Source organism: Sediminibacterium roseum, from assembly GCF_009939005.1.
GTDB lineage: Bacteria > Bacteroidota > Bacteroidia > Chitinophagales > Chitinophagaceae > Sediminibacterium > Sediminibacterium roseum.
On record NZ_JAACJS010000011.1, the window covers coordinates 285,823 to 307,728 of the forward strand.

The window sequence follows — 21,906 nt, forward strand, 5'->3', positions numbered from 1 at the left end:
CCTTACCTTTAATACGGCAAAATGGGCAACAACCGAACATGAACAGACTAAAAGGCATTGTATACGACTGCATCGGGTGGCTGGCAGCAAAAGGCCCGCGGCAGAAGGCCGCGGTAAAAAAGTTGCTGATCGTACGGGTAGATGAGATCGGCGATTTTATGCTGTGGCACATGTTCATCGAAGACATTGCAACTTCCGCTCCATTCAAAGGATATGAAATTCATTTCTGCGGCAACCAAAGCACAAAATCCCTGTTCCATACGTTCGACGCGCAATTCGTAAAGCAAACCCATTGGATCGATAAAACGCGTTTCAAAAAAGAAATGCTTTACCGCTTTACGTTCCTGCGGAACATTTACAGGCAGGGATTTGAAGTGGTGATCAATCCCACGTTCTCGCGCGACAAGCGCTATGATGATGCCATCGTAAAAGCCGCAGCTGGCGCAGAAACGATCGGGATGCGCGCCAATCTTGAAACGGTGGCGGAATATGAGCAGGGATACGACCGGGACCTGTATACAAGGCTTTTTGATCATCCTGAAAAACCGGTTTTTGAATTTTACAGGAACAAACTTTTTACAGAATTCCTTGTGCAAGGCAAACTCGGGCGAATAGGTACGAAAATTGACCGGGCTTTGTTGCCGGCTTCGCCGATCCAAAAACCAACGCAGTTCTTTGTTGTATTTCCCGGATCGAGGAGTGCAAAACGGATCTGGCCCACAGAAAATTTTGTATTGGTGAGCAACTATCTTTTTGAAACCACCGGCGCCACCGCGGTTGTATGCGGAACCGGCAACGACGCGCCTTACATCGATTCCTTCTGCCGGCAATACAGGAACAAAACGGTGAACCTGATGGGAAAAACATCGTTGCCCGAAATGGTGGCTTTGTTTTCGGAGGCGCAGTGTTTGCTATCGGTAGACACAGGTTCCGTGCACCTGGCCGCAGCTGCGGGTTGCCCGGTATTCGGCATTTTCAACGGATCGCAATACAAGCGGTTCGCGCCATACCCGAAAGAAGTGGCAGAAAATTTTTACGCCATCTATCCTGATGCCGTAGAAGCAGAACTGAAAAACAGTGCGGTGGCAAAAGAAAAATATGAATTTGTAGTGGATGTGCCTTACGCGTCTGTTCCCGCGGAGAAAGTGATACTTGCGATTGATGAATGGATGAACCCGTCGCGGTAGCTGCAGAACCCCTACATATTCTCCAGACCCAACTTTTTCTTCAGCCTGAACAACCACTTCCCTGCCCCTGTGCGCAAAAGATAATGCAGTGTTTTAAGCCGCAATTGCCAGAGATCCAGTTTGAGAGAGGATCCGAAATGCGATAGGTACACTTTTTTGTTTTCGTCGAGCGATTGAAGATAGCCCGCACCTGTTGAGCTCACGCCCGTATCATCAAATACCGCGATCACTTTGTCAAGAAAAACGTAGGGCTCGTTGCTGATGCGGCACATCATATCATAATCCCCTGCGATCTTATATTCTTTGTAATCCCCTGCCCTGTCGTACACTTCTTTTTTTACAAACCAGGTTGGGTGCGATACGCTGCGCATACCGCGGTACAATTTGGCTGGGTCGAAGGGTTTACCGATCACCACCGGTATGCCTCCGCGTATGATCCGGATCTTCCCGCTGAGCCATTGGATGTCCTTGTTTTTTTCGAACACTTCCATCACCGCAGCGATCACGTCATCCGCCGCGTAGCGGTCGCCGGAATTGAGTATATGTATCACCTCCCCGCCTGCTTTGCGGAGGCCCTTGTTGAATGCGTCGTAGATCCCGTTGTCTTTTTCCGAGATCCATTTGCGGTAAGGCGGCTGGGGCGTTTTTTCGAGCCAGGCGGCGATGTCGTGTTTTGTAGACCCGTTGATGATCCAGTGTTCATCCGGCTTGCGTGTCTGCGCATCAACGGATGCACAGGTGCGCTCAACATCGGCGGGGTTATTGAAACAGATGGTAATAACGGTGAGCGTGCTCATGGTGGATACAATACTACGAAATATGCCTTATGCGATCGCTTCAGCCATTCGCCATTATTTTTTCCAGAAACAAGGCCAGCGCCCGGCGTTTGTCTCCTGTTAACCGGTAACTGATGTTCTCTGTATAATATTCAGTAAGATCGTAAACAGGATATGGGTTTTCCGCCACTACCTCTGCAATATGCGAAACCCCGAACGCATTGGCGCGGTTGAAGGCGTCTTCAAAATCGGCGCCGAGTTCTTTATTGGCCACCCATGCCGCAAATACAAACGGCAGCCCGGTATGCGCTTTCCAGGCTGTACCAAGATCGTATACGAAAGGAGATATTGTTTTTTGTTCCAGCGCCCTGTCGCCGATCACGATACCCGCTGTTTTGCCTTTGATCATTGAACGGAAATCTTCTTTCGCATCAACCAGTTCCACCTCTTTTTTCCAGTATTCGCGGAGCAGGATTTTAGCCAGGTTAACCGAACTGCGGCTCTGGTAATCGAGCAGCACCGTCTCTACCTGTTCCACCGGCACTTCACTAAAAAGCGCTACAGACGCCACTTCCCCTTCCGTTCCGATGCAGTAATCCGTAATGATATGCGCCTCCTTCAGCAACGGGATGACGGCAACGGGCACAAGACCCACATCTATCTCGTCGTTCACCAGCATAGCGGCGATCCGGGCGGGGTATTCTTCCACCAGGTCTATCCTTTCCATCAGCCCCGAACGCTTTATCCCGTATAATAATGGCTTTGTATTCAAATAACTTACGGCCCCAACTCGTATTCTCTTGTTCAATTCGTCTAAATTTGCAGCAAAAGTACACGGGAGAGCGTTATAATTACGAATTAGGAATTAATAATTAGTAATTACCCTTCCCGATTCAGTTTGCGATAATTGATCGTTCGCCTGGTCAATTATTAATTACTAATTACTAATTCCTAATTAAAAATTCTCTATGGAACTCACCCAACTCACTGCCGTCTCTCCCATCGACGGCCGGTACCGCAAACAATCTGAACATCTCGATGAATACTTTTCTGAATACGGATTGATCAAGTACCGTGTATTGGTGGAGATCGAATATTTTTTCTTTCTGGCAGACCAGAAATTTTTCAAGCTGCCCGTTAAAGCGAGGGCCGCGCTGAGAAAAGTGCTGGATGAGTTTAGCCCGGAAGATGCGCTCCAGATCAAACAGATCGAATCCATTACCAATCACGATGTAAAAGCGGTGGAATATTTTCTGAAAGAGCAGCTCGACAAGGCCGGTATCGGCCAGCTGAAAGAGTGGATCCACTTTGGGCTCACTTCGCAGGACATCAACAACACCGCCATCCCGCTCAGCTGGAAGCATTGCATGGAACACGAATACCTCCCGGCCGTGATCAACCTCCAGAATCACCTGTACCAGCTAGCTGCCCAATGGAAAAACATACCGCTTCTCGCCAGAACACACGGCCAGCCTGCTTCTCCAACGATACTGGGAAAAGAGATCATGGTGTTTGTTGAACGCCTCAACAACCAGGTAGAACTGTTTGCAAGCGTTCCGTACGCAGCAAAATTCGGAGGCGCCACCGGTAATTTCAACGCGCACCAGGTTGCTTTCCCTAAAAAGAACTGGGTTGCGCTGGGCAACCGTTTTGTAGAAGATGTGCTGGGTTTGCAACGCATGCAGTTTACCACGCAGATAGAGCATTACGACAGCCTTGCGGCGCATTTTGACGCCATCAAACGCATCAACAACATCCTGATCGATCTGTGCCGTGATATATGGACGTATATCAGCATGGATTATTTCAAACAAAAGACAAAGAAGGGCGAAGTGGGCTCGTCGGCCATGCCGCACAAAGTAAACCCCATCGATTTTGAAAATGCAGAAGGGAACCTGGGCATGGCAAACGCTTTGCTGGAGCATCTTTCGGCGAAACTGCCCGTGAGCCGGTTGCAGCGCGACCTTACCGATTCTACAGTATTGAGAAACATTGGCGTTCCTGTTGCGCATGTGGCTATCGCATTGAGGTCGCTGGAGAAAGGCCTCGGCAAACTCGTTCTCAACGAAGAAAAACTGAAAGCCGATCTCGAAAACAACTGGGCCGTGGTGGCCGAAGCGATACAAACGATCCTTCGCCGCGAAAACTATCCCAATCCTTACGAAGCGTTGAAGGACCTCACCCGCGGCAACCATAAAATAGACAGGAAGGCGATGCAGGATTTCATTGCCAAACTGAAAGTAAGTCCCGCCGTTAAAAAAGAACTCAAAGCCATAACGCCGTCGAATTACGTGGGTGTGAACCCTGTTTTTTGATCACCTGCGGTGATGATTTTAAAAAGGGAAGCGATTGCGTCCCTTTTTTATTGCTTTTCCGGACTTCCGGTTGTAATTTAAGAGCATCAACTCATACAACATGATCCATCAGGCATCACGCAGGAAGTTCCTGCACACTTTGGGAATCGGAATCGGAACAGCAGCCACGGTATCGGCGTTCCCGGCGCTTGCCAGGCAAACAAATACGGGCCGGAAACTGGGCATCGCGCTGGTGGGCCTCGGCAGCTATGCAAAGAACCAGTTGGCTGTTGCGCTGGAAAAAACGGACGACTGTTACCTTGCAGGCATCGTTACCGGAACGCCCGCCAAAGCAGCGGAATGGAGCAGGAAATACAATATCCCGCAAAAAAACATCTACAACTACCAGAATTTTGACGAGATCGCGAACAACAAGGAGATCGACATCGTGTATGTTGTGCTCCCCAATTCCATGCACCATGAGTATGTGCTGCGCGCCGCAAAAGCGGGAAAGCATGTGATGTGCGAAAAGCCGATGTCGGTTTCGGTAAAAGAAGCGGAAGAAATGGTGGCTGCGTGCAAAAAAGCAAATGTGCAGCTCGGCATCGGTTACCGCTTACACTTCGAGCCTTTCAATCTCGAAGCAAAACGCATCGGACAGCAAAAGGTCTTTGGTGATGTGCGTTTTCTCCAGACCAATTTTGGCTTCTCCATCGGCGACCCAACGCAGTGGCGGTTGAAACACGCGCTTGCCGGGGGTGGCCCCTTGATGGATGTTGGCATTTACTGCGTACAGGCCTCGCGGTACGTTACCGGGGAAGAACCGCTTTGGGTTACGGCACAGTTTGGACCGGTTACAGACAAAGAACGTTTTGCAACCGTTGAAGAATCCGTTTCGTGGCAAATGCAATTCCCGAATAATGCAATGGTGAATGGATTTACTTCCTACAAATCGAATATCGAACAGCTTTATGTTTCTGCAAGCAGGGGCTGGCTCCAGCTTGGGCCGGCCTATGGTTATGGCCCGCTGAAAGGAAGAACACAGGAAGGCGAATTGAACCTGCCCATTGTACACCACCAGACGGCCATGCTGAATGGGATCTGCAAAGAATTTACTGCAACAGGAAAATTTCCCGCGCACATCAATGGTGAGGAGGGATTGAAAGACATGCGGATCCTGATGGCGATCTATGAAGCGGCAAGGAGTGGTAAAAAAGTTTCACTCCATGCCTGAGACAATTGCTCCCGGGCAAAAAGATGTACAGAAAAGCAATCGCTAGTATTTGAGCATCGCGTACCCTTTCAACTGGTAGGTTGTTAAGGTAGTAATCGCCGACAGCGCAACTTTCACATCGCCTGCTACGTTCTCTTTGGCGATGTTGCGTTTGTTCAACGACTGTCCGCAAACAAAGATCTTCACCCCTGCATCTGTCAACTCCTTGAAAAGAGGAATATTGGGGTTGGCGGTGTTGTACTTCGTTTTATAGGCTTCATCATTCAATACAAAATTTGCCGCCGGGCCGTGTATCACCATTACCACGTGCAGCTTGCTCGCAGGAACGCCACCGAGCGCGTGCAGGTTTACAACGGCAGCCACTTTGTCGAAGAACTCGTGAACGGTTTCGGGTTTGGGATTGTCGCTGTTCACCTCCACTACGATCTTATAATCGAGTTTGGGATCCGGGTTTTCTACAGAGAAAGGCACTTCGGTAATGTTGCCAAAATGTTTGACCAGGGGGTTTACCTTGTTTTGCGCACCGGCGGTTACCACAACCAGGCAGAGGCCGATCCATATCGCGATCCGTTTCATATGAATGATTTGTTTATTTTATCTGCCCAAGATAGGTTATTTGAACGCTTGGGGCAAAACGTTCAGCATCCACATTTTCCTTACATTCATGCAAACAATCACAAACAACTGACATGAGAAAAATTCTGTTCTGCTGCACGCTCCTGTGCATGGTGCTCGCATCGGGAGACAGTGCGGCGCAAAACGGCAAGATCACTGATCCTTATTACCAGACCAGCGATGTACAACCGCTGATGGCTACTTACGAAGCCGACAAAGGAAGCCTCAACCGTTCTTTCAGCAACAGCAACGGCTTTGGCGGCGGTGGCGGGTTTGGAGGCGGCGGCAACAGCTCTACCGGCTCTCCCGAAAGAAGGGAAAGGCTGAAGAAACTGGCTGTAGACTACCTCGCACAACTCGAGGCGCTTCCATTTGAAAAAATGAAAACAAGCAGCCAGGTCGATTTTATTCTTTTCAAACGCGCACTCAACAACGATATCCGCACGTTTGCGCAGGAAGAAAAAGAATACAATGCGATCTACAAATACGTTTCTTTCGCAGACCCGATCTACGAACTCGAAAGAGGAAGAAGACGCGGTGTTACACAGAACGTTCCGGATGTTGTTTCAAAACTCAGCAACATACAGAAACAGCTTGATGCCGCATCGGCTGCGCTCAAACAAGACAACAGCCTTATCGATATGCCGCTCGCCATCCGCGCCGAGGCAACGGTGAACGGCTTGCGCAACGTGCTGAAGAATTACTACTCTTTTTACAATGGATACGATCCACCCTTCACCAAATCCGTTCCCGCTGTGTACACACCGCTGGATGCGGCACTTGGCAAATACGCCACACAGCTGAAAGAGAAAGGCAACAAGGCAACCTTGCAGAAAGACGATGGCAGCGGTATAGTAGGCAACCCGATTGGCAAAGACGAACTCATCAGGCAACTGCAGTATGAAATGATCCCTTATACACCCGATGAACTCATCAAAATAGCCAACAAGGAATTTGCATGGTGCGAGGCCGAAATGCTCAAGGCATCGCGTGAAATGGGATTTGGCGACAACTGGAAAGCAGCGCTCGAAAAAGTAAAGAACACCTTCGTTCCCGAAGGAAGGCAACCGGAAATGATCATGGGGCTTTACAACGAGTCGGTCGACTTCCTCAAAAAGAACGACCTTGTTACCGTTCCGCCACTGGCCGAAGAAACCTGGAGAATGAACATGATGTCTGCGCAGCAACAACTCGTGAGCCCATTCTTCCTGGGGGGCGAGCAACTGCTCGTTGCCTACCCCACTTTCGGAATGGATTCTGCACAACGCGCCATGAGCATGCGTGGCAACAACCCCCACTTCTCAAGGGCAACCGTGCACCACGAACTGATTGCGGGACACCGTTTGCAACAGTACATGAACGACCGATACAAATCGTACCGCAATTTCCGTACGCCGTTCTGGACAGAAGGCTGGGCGCTGTACTGGGAATTTGTTTTGTACGATCAGAAATTTCCAAGATCGGCAGAGGACCGCGTGGGCATGCTGTTCTGGAGAATGCACCGCTGCGCAAGGATCATCTTCTCGCTCAACTACCACCTCGGCAATTGGAAACCGCAGCAGTGTATCGACTTCCTCGTTGACAAAGTTGGCCACGAAAGGGCAAACGCTGAAGGCGAAGTAAGACGCTCCTTCACCGGCAACTACGGCCCGCTTTACCAGCTGGCTTACATGACCGGCGCGTTCCAATTCTGGGCGCTGAAGAAAGAAGTGGTTGACAAAGGCAAAATGAGTTACAAACAGTTCCACGACATGATACTCAAAGAAAACGCCATGCCTGTTGAAATGGTAAGGGCGATCGTTCTGAACCAACCCCTGAAACGGGATTTTGTTTCGAACTGGAGATTCTATGGCGATCTGAAATAAGTTGTGGCAGCGCCATTGAGCCGTAAAAAAGCCTGGTGAAAAATTCACCAGGCTTTTTTTATGCGTATAAAACAACTCCTTTTAAAAAGTTTACCGCGCAATGGTGCCGTTCTATTTGCCGAATTTCTTTTTCAGTAAACTCAGCGCATCGTCAACACTCATCTCAACTTCTTCCCTTTTTGGTTTTGGATCGCGGCCTTTGAATTCTCTCCGTTGTTCGCGCGGGGGCGCTTCCTGGGTTTGTTTGATGGACAGGGCAATGCGTTTGCGGGCCACATCAACCTCTAAGATCTTTACGTTTACTTTCTGCCCGAGTTTCAGCACTTCGCCCGGGTCGGTGATGTATTTGTGCGCGATCTCGCTTACATGCACCAGGCCATCCTGTTTTACACCAATATCAATGAACGCGCCAAAACGGGTGAGGTTTGTAACCGACCCCGGCACAACCATTCCTACCTGTACGTCCTCTATTTTATAGATGTTGGCAAACTCGAACTGCTCCAGTTCACTGCGCGGATCAAGTCCTGGTTTTTTTAGTTCGTTGAGGATGTCTTTGATGGTGAGCTCGCCAAATTGTTCGGACACATATTTCTTAACATCAATTTTCTTCAGCAAATCTTCGTTGCCGATCATTTCTTTCACGGCAACACCTGCATCCGCAGCAATTTTTTCAACCAGTGGATAGGTTTCAGGATGAACAGCGCTTGCATCCAGCGGGTTGGCGCTTTCCTTGATGCGCAAAAACCCGGCACACTGCTCATAGGCTTTCCCGCCAAGACGTGGCACTTGCAACAATTGCTCACGGCTCGTGAATTTGCCGTTTTCGTTCCTGAATTTGACAATGTTTTCAGCGAGCGTTGATCCAATACCGCTCACGTAGCCGAGTAAATGTTTGCTCGCTGTATTCAGGTTCACGCCAACATTGTTCACACAGCTTACCACCGTCTGGTCGAGCCTTTCTTTCAAACGGAAAGCGTTTACATCGTGCTGGTATTGTCCCACACCAATGCTTTTGGGATCGATCTTCACCAGTTCCGCAAGCGGGTCCATCAGCCTTCTTCCGATGCTTACCGAACCGCGTACCGTAACGTCTTCGGACGGGAACTCTTCACGTGCAGTTTCTGATGCGGAGTAAACGGAGGCGCCATCTTCATTCACCAAAAAAACAGGAAGCCCGAGGTTGAGTTTTTTAATGAACTGCTCCGTTTCCCTCCCGGCTGTGCCGTCGCCGATGGCAAATGCCTCGATATGGTATTCTTTTACCAGCGATCTTATTTTGTATTCGCTGTCTGAGATGCGGTTTGCTTCGTGGACATAAACGAGGTCGGTTTTTTTCAGGTCGCCTTTCTCATCCAGGCAAACCACCTTGCACCCGCTCCTGTAACCGGGATCGATCGCAAGAATTCTTTTACTGCCCAGCGGCGAGCTCAGCAGCAGTTGCCTGAGGTTTTCTGCAAACACGGCGATCGCTTCCTCATCGGCTTTTTGTTTGAGCGCCGTTCTGAATTCGCTTTCGAGGCTAGGTTGCATCAAACGCCTGTAGGCATCGCGTACCGCTTTTTTTACGTGTTCTGTTGATGGGGTCAATGCTTTCACATAGGCTTCCTCCAGCAGTTCCAACGCTTCTTCTTCCGAAGGGGAGATGGCCATCCGCAAAAAGCCTTCCAGGAAACCGCGCAGCACGGCGAGTATCCTGTGCGATGGTATCTTATGGATGGGTTCCGAGAAATCGAAATAATCCTTGTACTTGATACCCTCTGCTTCTTTATCGGCGAGCACCTTGCTTTGCAACGTCGCTTTGTCTTCAAAAAGCTTGCGCATCCTGGCGCGAAGGTTTACGTCTTCGTTCACCATTTCTGAAATGATATCGCGTGCACCCTGCAGTGCGTCTTCTTTGGTAAGGATCTTTTCGTTGATGTATTTACCTGCTTCTTCGGTGATGTCCAGCTGCTGCCGCTGTTCTAGCATGCACAACGCAAGCGGTTCCAATCCGTTTTCGCGGGCGGTCTGCGCCTTTGTTTTTCGTTTGGATTTGTAAGGCAGGTAAATGTCTTCCAGTTCAACCAATGTAGTGGCGGCATTGATCTTTCCCTGCAGGTATTCCGTCATCTTGTTTTGCTCGGTGATGGATTTTTCGATGAATGCCTTGCGCTCGGTGAATTCCTTGAGAAATTTTGCCTCGTCCTGTATCTGCAAGATCTGTACTTCGTCGAGACCGCCCGTCATATCCTTCCGGTAACGGGCAATGAACGGAACGGTGGAACCTTCTTCGAAGAGTTGCAATACTGCGTCAACCTGTTTTGTGCTGATGTTGATCCTGGATGCGATCAATGGAGCAAATGCCGTCATAAAAAGATGCTGTTGTTTTTTGTTTTATCAGGGTTGCGAATGTAGGGGTATCTTTATTGAAGGAGCCGAAATAACCGCGATTTATTTATGCCCAGCAATTAGCCGGCTGATACTTTCCAGGCCAAACCCGACCTGTGTGATAACGGTGCCGTGAATGGAGACATTGCGACGCTTATATTCATGGCAGTACCATCACCAACAACCGGCTCCCAGGCCCGGAAACAACCCGGTAACCCTAAATGCCCGACCGGCATAGGCCAACATCTGCGCCAGCTTTGTGTGATAGTCGCAGCGCAGATTCCACGGACAGAGGCTTGTAGTATAATCTTGTAACCCAAATCTTTATACTCCGGTTTCTACCCAATATTTACAAAAAATCAGCTCTGCAGCACACATTCTACCGGAGAAATAGTGCATTTGTACCATGCGAAATACAAAGGTTAATAAGATTTTAATCTGTTTTTGAAACTAAATTCTACGAATATCCGTTCTTTGTAGTGTAAATACTACAGTGTGTAGGAAATGCTGAGTATTATACCGACCAAACCAGGGAACTGATTATGAAAAGGATCTTCGCAGCGCTTTTGCTGTTGTCATTTTTTGCAAACGGCTATGGCCAGCAGCCTGCGGGCCGGTGGACGGGTGCCGGCGAGTACCTGCCGGGCATGTCGGTTTCAGAATTGATGAGGCAGATGGCCGCCGAGAAAAGGATCGAATTCTCGATTAGTAATGAAGGGTGCATCAGCGGGAAGCTTATTACGAGTTATAAATCCAAAGCCATTATACCGCACGAAGGCGGCGACCAGAATTTTATTATTTCCGGTAAATATGATACGGGTACCAACAAACTTTTGCTGGTTGTAACGCATTTCAGGTCGAGGCCCGACACGTCTGAGAGCTATCTCACTTTTATGAGGCCCGACAGTGTTTATTACGATGTATCGGTGTCAAGAAGCGGAAATGGCTCTACCATTACAGGCGTTGCCAGTCCTCACCTTAACAGCAATGCAAGTATGGAATGGATCGGATCATTCAAAGGCGGCGGCCTGAGCAGGAATGCCGGTACCAACGACATGCACATCCTCCCGCTTCGCATCAGGTTTGATATGGAAGGACAGGCGCCCAGGCAGGAATACACCGTTGCCAACGCAGTATACAGGGATACCGTTTCTGCAGTGGCCCGCCCGAAAGAAAGGGTCATTCACACGGTGAAATATGAAATTGCGCGTGAAAGGAAGATCCAGCGCACGATCGTGCTCGATACATCGCACATAAAGATTGAGTTATACGACAACGGGCAGGTAGACGGAGACATTGCATCATTGCTATTCGATGGAAAAACAGTTATCGATAAACAGCTCCTCAGCACAAAGGCTGCAACCTTGATGCTGGACGTATCCGACCTGTCTGCTGAACATATTTTAGAATTGTACGCAAACAACCTGGGCAGTATACCCCCCAATACTGCCCTTGTCGTACTTACTTGTAAAAACAAGCGTTACGAGATCAATCTTTCGTCGAACGAGGTTTCGAACGGCGCGGTGAAGCTTTTGTTTAAACACTAGAGGATTTATTGCAGGTGTGCCGAATGTTGTAACCACGCAGGAACGCGCTACCTGCTTCGCAACTGAAGTGCTAACTCCCGACCGCCCACTTCACCACTTTTCCCGGGAACTTTTCCGCGTAGTTCCTGATCATCGACCTGATCACTTCATTTTCGGGGTATTCGGTTAGCTGCGCCTTGATGTTTTCGATGAGGGAAAGATCTGCATCGGGAGAAAGCCTGCCCATACCGTAGAATTTTCCTTCTTCTACCAGTACACAGCTTTCCTTGTCGCGTATGAGAAAAGTTTCTTTTTGCGCATCCATCCACCCCAGCGCCTTCATCACGTTTTCATTGTACAGGGCCACATCCGGAAATTCGCGTGCCCCGGTGTTGTCGAGGAAACACAATACGGGATGGAGCTCAAACTCCCGCACCATCTTCCACAACGTCCGGTGCGCATCTACCAGCAAGGCAAAAGAAGCAACGGGCGTTGAATATTTTCTTTTCTTGTCGATCGCCAGGCGGTGGTAACCACGGTTGTCCTCGAACATATAAATACCCCACAACTGCTCATACCTTTTCTGGCTCTTGTTGTGAATGGGCCACAACCGTTTGATCTCTACGCTTTCGAGCAAACAGGCGATGAACTCTGTGGGACATTTACTATGTGTAATGGAATAAATGCTGCGTAGAAAATCCTGTCGCTTCTGCGAGATATCCAGCCCTGTGAAATGGCTCACCACCCTTTTCTTTATATTCTTTGCTTTACCCACATAGATCACCTTCCCTTTCGCATCGTGGAAATAGTATACGCCGGGGCAATCGGGCAGGTCTTTAACATATTCTTCCGGGAGGTTGGCGGGCAGCAGCTGGCTGCGGTTCTCTTTTTTCAGCATTTCCTTGATCACCATTCCGCCATTGTTCCTGAGTACCATATCTAGCACCTCGGTTGTGGCCATTGCATCGCCCGAGGCCCGGTGTCGGTTTTCGATGGTAATGCCCAGCTCCCGGCACAAATGGCCAAGGCCATATTTCCGGAAACCGGGAAATACCTTCCGGCTGAGCCTGATGGTGCAAAGCTTTGGGGTGTGCAGGTGAAAACCGGCTTCCTGCAGGTGGTGCTTCACAAACGAATAATCAAAATTTACGTTGTGGGCCACAAAGATGCGGCCCTTGAGAAGGTTGTATATATAGGGCGCCACCTCCCCAAACGAAGGCGCTACGGCCACCATCGCATCCGTAATACCGGTCATGTTTACTACGAACGGAGGAATGGGCTGGTGGGGGTTGACCAATGTTTCATATTTGCCCTCGATCTCCGTTCCATTGTGCAGCACGATCCCGATCTCGGTAATACCGTGCTGTGAAGGAAATCCACCCGTGGTCTCAATATCTACAATCGCAAACTGCATGAAACAAAAGAAGTTAGTCGTGCAAATTCGGGATTTTGGGTGTAATAAACCGTTTCTGCATACAGGTTATTAAAAAAAAAACGGGGTAAGCCTGTAACTTTAAACATAAACCAACGTTAGCTATAATTAACATGGGTTAACCTGCACGGGTTTTACTTTTGTAACGCATCTATAGCTTATGAAATACTTATTTTCTTTCCTCGTGATCGTTCTGCTCGCCGGTTGCAGCAGTCCCGCCGGTCGTGCAGTAAAAAAGATCGGCTATACCGTAAAGCAATGTTGCGTCAACCTCCCCTTTTCCAGGCAGCATGCACCCGCAAGCTTCCGGACCTACTTGCCCGCTGCCTCCGAAAATACGCCCGTTGCGGTTTTTGAACCGCAGATGCAGCTGATCCATACCTGGTAACCCTTATCCCCCTTTGGCTGCGCCTTGCTCCATGCTCCTTAATTCACTAATTTCGCAGCCTTATGGAACTGAGCAAGAATTACATTCCCAACGAAGTAGAAGCAAAATGGTACCAGCACTGGCTGGATAAGAATTATTTCAGCAGCAAGCCCGATGGCCGCGAACCCTATACGGTCGTCATTCCACCACCCAATGTAACAGGGGTGCTTCATATGGGGCACTGTCTTAACAATACCATCCAGGATATACTCGTGCGCCGTGCAAGAATGCATGGCAAGAATGCCTGCTGGGTTCCGGGAACGGACCATGCATCCATTGCCACCGAAGCAAAAGTAGTGGCCATGCTCCGCGAACGTGGCATCACAAAATCATCACTGAGCCGGGATGAGTTTTTGGCGTATGCATTTGAATGGAAGGAAAAATACGGCGGCATCATTCTCCAGCAGTTAAAGAAGATCGGCTGCAGCCTCGATTGGGACCGCACCTCTTTTACCATGGATCCCGATTATTACCAATCGGTGATCAAAGTCTTCATCGACCTCTACAACAAAGGATCGATCTACCGCGGCAAAAGAATGATCAACTGGGACGTTCGCGCAAAGACCGCGCTGAGCGATGAAGAAGTGATCAGGAAAGAAACCAAACAAAAACTGTACTATCTAAAATACAAACTCGTGCATGCAGATGGTTCCCATACCGGGGAGCACATCACCATCGCAACCGTAAGGCCCGAAACCATCATGGGCGATACGGCGATCTGCGTGAACCCTGCCGACGACCGCTACAAACACCTGCACGGAAAGTTTGCACTGGTACCATTGATCAACCGGCGTATCCCAATCATAACAGACGAATACGTAACGATGGATTTTGGAACGGGTGCATTGAAAGTAACGCCGGCGCACGATATGAATGACAACCAGCTCGGGCAAAAACACGGTCTCGATGTGGTTGATATTTTAAACGAAGACGGAACACTTAATTCTGCCGCAGAAATATATGTGGGCCTTGATCGTTTCGAGGCAAGAAAGAAGATCGCCGTACAACTTGAAGAAGAGGGTTATTTAGAAAAAACAGAAGAGTACACCAGCGAAGTTGGCTACAGCGAACGAACCGATGCAGTGGTGGAACCAAGGCTAAGCCTGCAATGGTGGGTAAGCATGAAAGATCTTGCGGCGCCGGCATTGAGCGCTGTGATGGATGAAGAGATCAACTTCCACCCCGCGAAATTCAAAAATCTCTACCGTCACTGGATGGAGAACATCAAAGACTGGTGCATCAGCCGCCAGCTCTGGTGGGGGCACCGCATTCCGGCCTATTACGCGCCCGATGGAAGTTTCGCAGTGGCAGCTTCAAAAGAAGAAGCGTTTGAACAATTAAAAGCACAACAACCTTCGCTCCATATCGATGAGTTGAAACAGGACGACGATTGCCTCGACACCTGGTTCTCCAGCTGGCTCTGGCCTTTCGAGGTGTTCAAGGGATTGTCGGAACCCGGCAATGCAGAAATAAAATACTATTACCCCACCAACACGCTTGTTACCGCTCCCGAAATTATTTTCTTCTGGGTAGCGCGTATGATCATGGCGGGATATGAATACATGGATGTGAAGCCATTCAGGGATGTTTATTTCACGGGGATCGTGCGCGACAAGCAGGGAAGAAAAATGAGCAAGAGCCTGGGCAATTCGCCAGACCTTCTTGCGCTGATCGATCAATACGGCGCAGATGCGGTACGCTTCGGCATCATGATCGCCTCACCTGCCGGGAACGATATCCTGTTTGACGAAGCATCGCTCGAACAGGGCAGGAACTTCAACAACAAACTCTGGAACGCGCTGAAGCTGCTGAAGATGTGGGAAGGGCGCGGCGTGAGCCGTCAACCGGCCGCGGGTAAGGAAGAGGGAAACCAACCATCCGCACAACACGATCCGCAAAATAATTTCGCCATCACTTGGTTCGCCAACCGCCTCAACCGGGTAAAAGCGGAAGTGGATGAAATGATGCAGCAGTTCCGCTTAAGCGAGGCGCTCAAAACCATTTATTCACTTGTATGGGATGATTTCTGCAGCTGGTACCTCGAATGGATCAAACCCGGTTTTGAGCAGCCGATCGATGGCCATGTATACGACCAGACCGTAGGTTATTTCGAGGAACTGATGGAGATCCTGCATCCCTTCATGCCCTTTATTTCCGAAGAGATCTATCATTTGCTCCGAAACAACAACGATGATCTTTGCGTGAAGCAATCGCAACCCATAGACCCGGCAGATCCATCGGTTCTTGCGGCCGGCGAACTGCTGAAACAGGTGATCTCTGCGCTTCGTGATGCAAGGAACAAGAACCAGGTAAAGCCGAAAGATGCGATCAAACTGCATATCCAGCCGCATGCCAAAGAGAATTATGTTCCGATCGAAAACATCCTTTTGAAACAGGTAAATGCGGAAAGCATTTCGTATACAGATCATACGATCGCCAATACCATCGTGGTGGCGGTTGAGAAAGACAAATTCTACATCGAAACAGAAAAACAACTTGATACCACGGCCTTAAAAGCAGAACTGCTGAAAGACCTGGAGCACCAGCGCAGGTTCCTCGAAAGCGTAGCGAAAAAACTCGGCAACGAACGTTTTGTACAGAATGCAAAACCCGAAGTGATTGAGCTGGAAAGAAAGAAGCAGGCTGATGCAGAAGCAAGGATCAAAACAATTGAAGAGAGCCTGCAGAATCTCGGCTAACGGTTTTAATTTTTTTTTGGAAAGTTTGCAGCTTTTCAAAGCCACGCCAACCAATCAATCGATACCATGCGCCAACTGCTGATCGTTTTTCTTTTTGCAACCGTTAGTGTAAATGCCCAATCCACCTGGGAAGTAAATGTTGTGCGCGGCATCAACCCGCAACATCCGTCATCTGATGTATGGAAGACTTTCAGTTCTACGGCAAAACCCATTTCGGTTGCGGTGCCGGTGGGCATGTTTGCCGTTGCACTGATCGAAAAAAACAAAACACTTCAATCCCATGCCCTCGAAGCATTGGGCAGCCTTGCGATCGCTGCGGGCACTACGGAAGTTTTGAAACAGATCGTAAAACGCCCGCGCCCCTACCAGTCTTACACGGAGATCTACGTGAATGATGTGGAGAACAGTTATGCCTTCCCATCAGGGCATGTATCGGTGGCGTTTTCAACCGCGGTATCTGTTTCGCTGACTGCAAAGAAATGGTACATCACCGTACCCGCATTGGCCTGGGCAAGTTGTGTTGGTTATTCAAGGATCTACCTCGGCCAGCATTACCCCTCTGATGTTCTCATAGCCGCCCTTATTGGAAGCGGCAGTGCGTATGTGGCGCATTGGGTGAATAAATTACTGCGTAACAATTAGGAATTAGTAATTAGGAATTAATAATTTTAAACTCAATTCCTAATTCTTAATTCCTAATTACTAATTCCTAATTGTTAATTCATTCAATGAATCAACACATGTGTCTGCTTAATCACTCCCATCACAAACACACTCTGCACATGCCCGATGTTCTCTGCCTGGCTTAGTTTGTTCACGTGGAAATCGTAATACGCGTCCATGTTTTCCTCCACCACTTTCAGCATAAAATCAAATTCACCGGAGATGTTGTAACATTCGATCACCTCGTGCATTTCCTGGATGCTTTTGATGAAACGTTCGCCTGCATTTCGGTTGTGTTGTTTGAGCGACACGTAGCAGATCACCATAAGCCCTTTTTTTACCTTGGAATGATCGAGCAGGGTTGCATACTGCCTGATCACGCCAGACTCTTCCATGCGCTTGATGCGCTCGTGTACGGGGGTGGTGCTGAGGTGCACCTTATCGGCGATCTCCTTAACCGTGGCGCGGGCATTGCGCTGGAGCACACGGAGTATTTTAAGATCCTTCTCATCCAGTGAAAAAGAACCATTAGTGGATTCGTCTTTTATTGCCGCTTTTGCCATGATAAACACCTGTTTTATTCTAACCAAAGGTAACAAAACGGATATTTGTTCCAAATAAATTTAATTTGTTGGTGTTTTATTCTACTAAACTACATTTGTACTTCCTAAAACATCAAATTAATGTCTACATTATCAAAATCCATCGATTTCAGCCTGAAGTACAAGGTGGCTGATATGAGCCTCGCAGATTGGGGACGCAAAGAAATCCGTTTAGCCGAAGCAGAAATGCCGGGCCTGATGTCTATCCGTGCCGAGTACGGCCCAAGCCAGCCTTTGAAAGGCGCGCGCATTGCGGGTTGTTTGCACATGACCATCCAGACCGCCGTATTGATCGAAACACTGGTTGCATTGGGTGCTGAAGTTAAATGGAGCTCTTGCAATATCTTCTCTACACAAGACCAGGCCGCTGCTGCTATCGCCGCTGCGGGTATTGGTGTATTTGCATGGAAAGGACAAACACAGGCAGAAGCAGACTGGTGCATAGAACAGACGCTGTTCTTTGGTGGCGCAGACCGCCCGTTGAACATGATCCTGGATGATGGTGGCGACCTTACCAATATGGTTTTCGATACCTATCCTGAGCTGATCCAGAACATCAAGGGATTGTCTGAAGAAACAACTACAGGCGTTCACCGTTTGTATGAGCGCATGGCGAAAGGTACCTTGCCTATCCCTGCGATCAACGTGAACGACTCTGTTACCAAATCGAAATTCGATAACAAATACGGTTGCCAGGAATCACTGGTGGATGCGATCCGTCGCGCTACAGATGTGATGATGGCCGGTAAAGTTGCGGTTGTTGGCGGATATGGCGATGTGGGTAAAGGTTCTGCCCTTTCGCTGAAAGGCGCCGGATGCCGCGTGATCGTTACAGAAATCGACCCGATCTGTGCACTGCAGGCCGCAATGGAAGGTTTTGAAGTAAAACCAATGATCGAAGCAGTGAAAGAAGCCGATATCATTGTTACTGCTTCAGGTTGCCGCGACCTCATCACCGAAAAACATTTCCGTTTGATGAAAGACAAGGCGATCGTTTGTAACATCGGCCACTTCGATATCGAGATCGATATGGCATGGTTGAACAAGGCTTACGGTTCTACCAAAAATACCATCAAACCACAGGTAGATCTTTATACCATTGAAGGAAAAGACGTGATCGTTCTTGCAGAAGGACGCCTGGTTAACCTTGGTTGCGCTACGGGCCACCCATCTTTTGTGATGAGTAACTCGTTCTCAAACCAGACCCTGGCACAGATCGAGTTGTGGAACAACCACAGCAACTATGAGAATAAAGTTTATGTTCTCCCTAAACACCTCGATGAGAAAGTTGCCCGTCTGCACCTCGCTAAAGTTGGCGCGGTCTTGGACGAGCTGACCGACGCACAGGCAGAATACCTCGGCATTGCCAAGAACGGCCCTTTCAAATCAGAAATGTACCGTTATTAACAGATAAGTTTTTTTGAGCAGGCCCGCTTCGTTTGAAGCGGGCTTTTTTTTGTAACTTTTGGAAAGTTTCAAACTTTCCAAAAGTTCAGACCCGCCATTGGCAAGGATTTTTCAGTACACTTTTTAATTTAACCACAGCTACCAATACAGGCAACCGGATGACCCGAAAGAACATCATTCCTATTTTATTGTTTTGTTGTTTCTCCCTGCTGCATCCGGCGCTGTTTGCCGGCGACCGTAACGATACCACTCCCCTTTCCACCAAACAACAGGCCCTCGCTTATCTCGATCAACAAAAGGACCTTCAACCGAGTAAGTTCTGGCCCAATGTGCAACCGGCGGCTTTCCTGCAAAACCTGCGTAAGAATGTAGAGAACCCGATCGGCATCTACGAAGGAAGAAGCACCAATTTCTGCGCGTATTCTGCCATGTCGTATTTACCCCTGCACGATGATCCGCTGACGTTTGTGAGCTTCCTTGTAAAATTGTATACGCAGGGAAAAGCAGTATATGGTATTGAATATTTTGAACCGAGCCGCGAGGTCAAACTAGCGGCGGGTACATTGATCTTTAAAGGAGAACTGGATGTTCGTCCTGCCGACCAGCTCTGGTTCCTCTCACTCGCCGATCATTTCAAGGGCTACCTTAATTTTTTCGACAAACACTACAACCAGGGCGATGAGAACAAAATGTGGGCGGCGGTCAATTTTTCAAAATACAACCGCATGGTGCGGAATCTTTTCAATTACAAGGTAGATGCGATCGGTTCGGATATTTTCCGCCCGGGTGTGCGCGATATTTTTGAGTACTTATCGGACCGGCTGAAAACCGGCACCGTGGCCTTGTTCGTGAACAACCTTGACCTCTACAAGAAAAACCACACGCGTTTAAAATTCAGCGTGCCAACACATTTCGTGATCCTGCTGGGTGTTGAAGAAACGGAGGACGACAAAATAGCCATCACTTATTGGGATTATGGTTTCAGGAGCAGGCAGGTGCTGACAGAAAAATTTTTGAAGAAGATCATTTTCGGTATTTCTCACGCTACAAAAAAGACGACGCATGAAAAATAGGAAGCAGCTGACCATTATGCTGATCTGCGTTGCCGCGCTGGTGAGCTCCTGCGCATCGCGCAAAGTGTTTTCGACCAATTATTACAACGAGCATGAAAAAACCTTGATAGCGATAGAACAACTGTACAAGAACATCAACCAGCAAAGACATTTTTCTGTAGAGTTCACCGATAAATCATTTGAATACATTTCGCTCGAGATCATTACGGATTCCATCAAATACATTTACCAGTTCAACACCAGCGAGCCGAGACTGCAGGATACCCTTACAAAATACCAGCTTCCTGTGGAAGGCGTAATGAGCCTTATCAACCAGATGAGCGCCATTCATTGCATCTGGATCAATAACCTTGATTATTACGTAAACAACCAGAAACGTTCGCTGATCTTTATGTCGATCAGGCACGTGGCCATCCGCCTGCCTTTCACTTCCGAGAAATATTATATTCTCACCTTCTACTCCCAACCGCAGTATTTCGACAGCGAAGGAAGATTACTGGCCAGCCGGCAGGTGCGGAAACTGAGAAAGATCAACGACGATGTGTTCAGGCGGGTGAACGATAAAGTGGCCTACACGATCTCTGAACGTTTCAGGTAAAATGGTGTTGCTGGCACGATGAACAGCAGGATCATAAGTCCTTGCGGAACCTTTTCTTACAATATAAAAGGAAGAAGCAATTGTTACCTGCTTCTTCCTTTTTCAATTCAATGTGTATTACTTTTTATTTCTTCTGTACCGTAGGATAGTGATCAATGGTTTCAAACACGTTCCTGGGATCTTTCTTCAGCTCAGAAATGAATTTGCGGAGCGAATCTGCATGTTCTTTCTTTTCGAACAACCTGTCGTGCGAAAGTATCACGATCGAATTCGGCTGGTAAGTATACTCATCCTGGAAACGTTGCTCGATCATCTTCAGCATTTCATCCACTGATTCTTTTGGCGCTTTTGCCTTGGCGGCCTGGTGCCATTCGAGATCCCATCCAATGATCTTGTATCCTGCCGCATCCAGTTTTTTTACGAGCGCGTTCTCCGATTTCTGGCCGTCTATCTGTCCATTGGACGCCCATGTATTGTTGCCCGGGAGACGGATGATCTTAACCGGTATCTTCAGGTCTTTTTCGTTCCGCATGAAATCATTGAAGGCGCTGTCTGTCATGGCAGGCGAATAGAATTTCGAATACTGATCCCTGAATCCATGGGAGAAGCTGTGATTGGCAAGGAGAAACTGCGGGTACCCGTTTCTCAAAGAGTCGATCAAACGTTTTTTCTGCGGGCCAACCTGGTTGAATCCTACAGAAAAGAAAGTTGCTTTGATGCCTTCTTCCCTGAACACGTTTTTAGACATCACCGTTCCGGGTGGTTGCGGGGAATCGTCCCAGGTAAGGTATATGTATCGTTTTGAACTATCGTATTTGATCGGTGTGCCCGGCGTTGCCGCACCGGCAGGAGCTGCCGCTACCGTAGAATCGCCTGCTTTTTTATCGGCCTTGTTGTTGTTGCAGGCTGCCACGGCAACCAGGAACAATACGCCGAATCCTGTACGGGTAAAGAGTTTTGTGAAATTCATAAACTGGATTATTAGGGTTCAAAGATAGTGAAGCCTTTTGTTGGGTTTGCCGGTTGCGGGTGGGTGTGATTAGTTTGTTGAATGGGGTTTAGTTATTAACACTCCAAAATCATAATTGCCACAGATTGCACAGATGAACACAGATGTTTTGCACTTTAACGAACATGCCTC

18 protein-coding genes are annotated in these 21,906 nt (G+C 48.5%); 11 read left to right on the top strand and 7 right to left on the bottom strand.

The window, feature by feature from the left end; translation table 11 throughout:
* The first annotated feature begins 38 nt into the window (after window positions 1–38).
* Window positions 39–1,187, top strand: a complete 1,149-nt coding sequence (locus tag GWC95_RS06565) for a glycosyltransferase family 9 protein (protein WP_161817890.1) — start codon at window positions 39–41, stop codon at window positions 1,185–1,187.
* Window positions 1,188–1,198: 11 nt separating this feature from the next.
* Here GWC95_RS06565 and GWC95_RS06570 read toward each other — a convergent pair whose 3' ends face one another.
* Together GWC95_RS06570 and GWC95_RS06575 are read right to left on the bottom strand one after the other, a co-directional pair.
* A complete protein-coding gene (locus tag GWC95_RS06570; RefSeq protein ID WP_161817891.1) occupies window positions 1,199–1,984 on the bottom strand; it encodes a glycosyltransferase in 786 nt (261 codons plus the stop codon).
* Window positions 1,985–2,024: 40 nt separating this feature from the next.
* Window positions 2,025–2,771, bottom strand: a complete 747-nt coding sequence (locus GWC95_RS06575; protein ID WP_161817892.1) for a menaquinone biosynthetic enzyme MqnA/MqnD family protein — start codon at window positions 2,769–2,771, stop codon at window positions 2,025–2,027.
* Between the two features lie 160 nt (window positions 2,772–2,931).
* On the opposite strand from GWC95_RS06575, the gene purB reads away from it, so the two are divergent.
* Both purB and GWC95_RS06585 read left to right on the top strand, forming a co-directional pair.
* The gene (purB, locus tag GWC95_RS06580) at window positions 2,932–4,278 is read left to right on the top strand and encodes an adenylosuccinate lyase (RefSeq protein ID WP_161817893.1); all 1,347 of its coding nucleotides are present in this window, start codon (window positions 2,932–2,934) and stop codon (window positions 4,276–4,278) included.
* Window positions 4,279–4,378: 100 nt separating this feature from the next.
* Complete coding sequence (locus tag GWC95_RS06585) at window positions 4,379–5,491, top strand: Gfo/Idh/MocA family protein (RefSeq protein ID WP_161817894.1); 1,113 nt, start codon at window positions 4,379–4,381, stop codon at window positions 5,489–5,491.
* A 42-nt stretch (window positions 5,492–5,533) separates the two neighbouring features.
* Here the strand turns inward: GWC95_RS06585 and GWC95_RS06590 are convergent, their stop codons facing one another.
* On the bottom strand, window positions 5,534–6,067 hold the full coding sequence (locus tag GWC95_RS06590; protein ID WP_161817895.1) for a DsrE family protein: 534 nt from the start codon (window positions 6,065–6,067) through the stop codon (window positions 5,534–5,536).
* A 113-nt stretch (window positions 6,068–6,180) separates the two neighbouring features.
* On the opposite strand from GWC95_RS06590, the gene GWC95_RS06595 reads away from it, so the two are divergent.
* Window positions 6,181–7,971 (top strand): DUF885 family protein, encoded by a 1,791-nt coding sequence (locus tag GWC95_RS06595; protein WP_161817896.1) that lies wholly within the window; start codon window positions 6,181–6,183, stop codon window positions 7,969–7,971.
* A 111-nt stretch (window positions 7,972–8,082) separates the two neighbouring features.
* Here GWC95_RS06595 and GWC95_RS06600 read toward each other — a convergent pair whose 3' ends face one another.
* Window positions 8,083–10,320, bottom strand: a complete 2,238-nt coding sequence (locus tag GWC95_RS06600; RefSeq protein WP_161817897.1) for a Tex family protein — start codon at window positions 10,318–10,320, stop codon at window positions 8,083–8,085.
* Between the two features lie 560 nt (window positions 10,321–10,880).
* On the opposite strand from GWC95_RS06600, the gene GWC95_RS06605 reads away from it, so the two are divergent.
* Window positions 10,881–11,885, top strand: coding sequence for a hypothetical protein (locus GWC95_RS06605; protein ID WP_161817898.1), 1,005 nt, complete (start codon window positions 10,881–10,883; stop codon window positions 11,883–11,885).
* A 70-nt stretch (window positions 11,886–11,955) separates the two neighbouring features.
* Here the strand turns inward: GWC95_RS06605 and GWC95_RS06610 are convergent, their stop codons facing one another.
* On the bottom strand, window positions 11,956–13,278 hold the full coding sequence (locus GWC95_RS06610) for an exonuclease domain-containing protein (protein WP_161817899.1): 1,323 nt from the start codon (window positions 13,276–13,278) through the stop codon (window positions 11,956–11,958).
* A gap of 178 nt (window positions 13,279–13,456) precedes the next feature.
* Between GWC95_RS06610 and GWC95_RS06615 the strand changes: the two genes are divergently transcribed.
* The 3 genes from GWC95_RS06615 (at window position 13,457) to GWC95_RS06625 (ending at window position 17,064) form a co-directional block, all read left to right on the top strand.
* Entirely contained in the window at window positions 13,457–13,684 is a 228-nt protein-coding gene (locus GWC95_RS06615; RefSeq protein ID WP_161817900.1) for a hypothetical protein, read from the top strand.
* A 62-nt stretch (window positions 13,685–13,746) separates the two neighbouring features.
* Complete coding sequence (locus GWC95_RS06620; RefSeq protein WP_161817901.1) at window positions 13,747–16,422, top strand: valine--tRNA ligase; 2,676 nt, start codon at window positions 13,747–13,749, stop codon at window positions 16,420–16,422.
* Window positions 16,423–16,488: 66 nt separating this feature from the next.
* Window positions 16,489–17,064: a phosphatase PAP2 family protein gene (locus GWC95_RS06625; RefSeq protein WP_161817902.1), complete on the top strand. Its 576-nt coding sequence runs from the start codon at window positions 16,489–16,491 to the stop codon at window positions 17,062–17,064.
* Window positions 17,065–17,147: 83 nt separating this feature from the next.
* Here the strand turns inward: GWC95_RS06625 and GWC95_RS06630 are convergent, their stop codons facing one another.
* Complete coding sequence (locus GWC95_RS06630; protein ID WP_161817903.1) at window positions 17,148–17,648, bottom strand: Lrp/AsnC family transcriptional regulator; 501 nt, start codon at window positions 17,646–17,648, stop codon at window positions 17,148–17,150.
* A 120-nt stretch (window positions 17,649–17,768) separates the two neighbouring features.
* Between GWC95_RS06630 and ahcY the strand changes: the two genes are divergently transcribed.
* The 3 genes from ahcY (at window position 17,769) to GWC95_RS06645 (ending at window position 20,765) form a co-directional block, all read left to right on the top strand.
* Entirely contained in the window at window positions 17,769–19,094 is a 1,326-nt protein-coding gene (ahcY, locus tag GWC95_RS06635) for an adenosylhomocysteinase (RefSeq protein WP_161817904.1), read from the top strand.
* Window positions 19,095–19,252: 158 nt separating this feature from the next.
* On the top strand, window positions 19,253–20,167 hold the full coding sequence (locus GWC95_RS06640) for a hypothetical protein (RefSeq protein ID WP_161817905.1): 915 nt from the start codon (window positions 19,253–19,255) through the stop codon (window positions 20,165–20,167).
* Window positions 20,157–20,765, top strand: a complete 609-nt coding sequence (locus tag GWC95_RS06645) for a hypothetical protein (RefSeq protein ID WP_161817906.1) — start codon at window positions 20,157–20,159, stop codon at window positions 20,763–20,765. Before GWC95_RS06640 ends, GWC95_RS06645 begins: the two co-directional genes overlap by 11 nt.
* A gap of 124 nt (window positions 20,766–20,889) precedes the next feature.
* Here the strand turns inward: GWC95_RS06645 and GWC95_RS06650 are convergent, their stop codons facing one another.
* The gene (locus GWC95_RS06650; protein WP_161817907.1) at window positions 20,890–21,735 is read right to left on the bottom strand and encodes a polysaccharide deacetylase family protein; all 846 of its coding nucleotides are present in this window, start codon (window positions 21,733–21,735) and stop codon (window positions 20,890–20,892) included.
* Window positions 21,736–21,906 lie beyond the last annotated feature (171 nt).